At 65.6% G+C, this 914-nt stretch carries 1 protein-coding gene; it reads right to left on the minus strand.

The features are described 5' to 3' along the window. Positions 1–754, minus strand: a 754-nt coding sequence (locus EN994_RS33280; protein WP_164746519.1) for an FAD-dependent oxidoreductase, incomplete at its 3' end; no start/stop codon positions are given. Positions 755–914 lie beyond the last annotated feature (160 nt).

Genomic DNA, 914 nt, shown 5'->3' on the forward strand with positions numbered 1-914 from the left:
TGATACGGCCCTCGGCGGTCTGGCGCATATGCAGCCGCTCGGCCAGCACCAGTCCGTTCAGCAGTTTCTCGTAGGGCCGCGAGTGGACGATCAGGCCAGGTGGCGTCTCGAGCGGCAGATTTATGCCGGCGGTGGCGGCAATGCCCGCCGAGCCGACGCCGGCCGCGATCAACACCTCGTCGGTGGCAAGCAGCCCATGCGATGTGTCGACGCCCGAAATCCTGCCGCCTGTCTGGACAAGCGCCGTCACCGTGCTGGAGATGATCCGCGCGCCGCGTCGTTCGGCATCGGCCAGCAGCGCCTTCGTTGCCGCGACCGGCTCGGCAACGCCCTCTTCGGCGACATGCAAAGCGACGTCCGGGAGTTGGGTGAGATTAGGCTCTATACGGGCCGCGCCGGCGCGGTCGACGCGCTCGATGCCGTAGCCCCAGGCCGAATGCTGCGCGGTATAGGCTTCCATGTCGGCCGCCGATAGATCCCAGCACAGGCCGCCGCACCAGTTGAGCGGCAGGCCGGGCACGTCCCGCGCCAGCCGCGACCATTCGGCCATGGCGCGGGTGCGCAGCCGGAAATAGGGCTCCGGATTGCCCCAGGTGGCATTGATCCAGGCAAAGGAGTTCGGCGTGGCGACCCCACCGGCGGCGCTGTCGGCGGCGATGACCGTCACCTGTGCGCCTGCCCTGGTCAGGTGCCAGGCCATGGAAGCACCGATGATGCCGGCGCCGATGACGATCACTTGTTTCACCGCAGCCATGTTCGCTCCTCAAACTCGCCACCCCCTGAGGGACACTCTTCCAGTGCCACCCCCGCTTGCCAACATCGGCAACGCAAATTATTCGGCTTGACATCAATACGTACGTACGTATTATATCGGTATGGCCAGACAATCACTCCGCGAAAACCTCCTTGACGCC

It is taken from the genome of Mesorhizobium sp. M7A.F.Ca.CA.002.09.1.1 (genome assembly GCF_003998555.1).
GTDB lineage: Bacteria > Pseudomonadota > Alphaproteobacteria > Rhizobiales > Rhizobiaceae > Mesorhizobium > Mesorhizobium ciceri.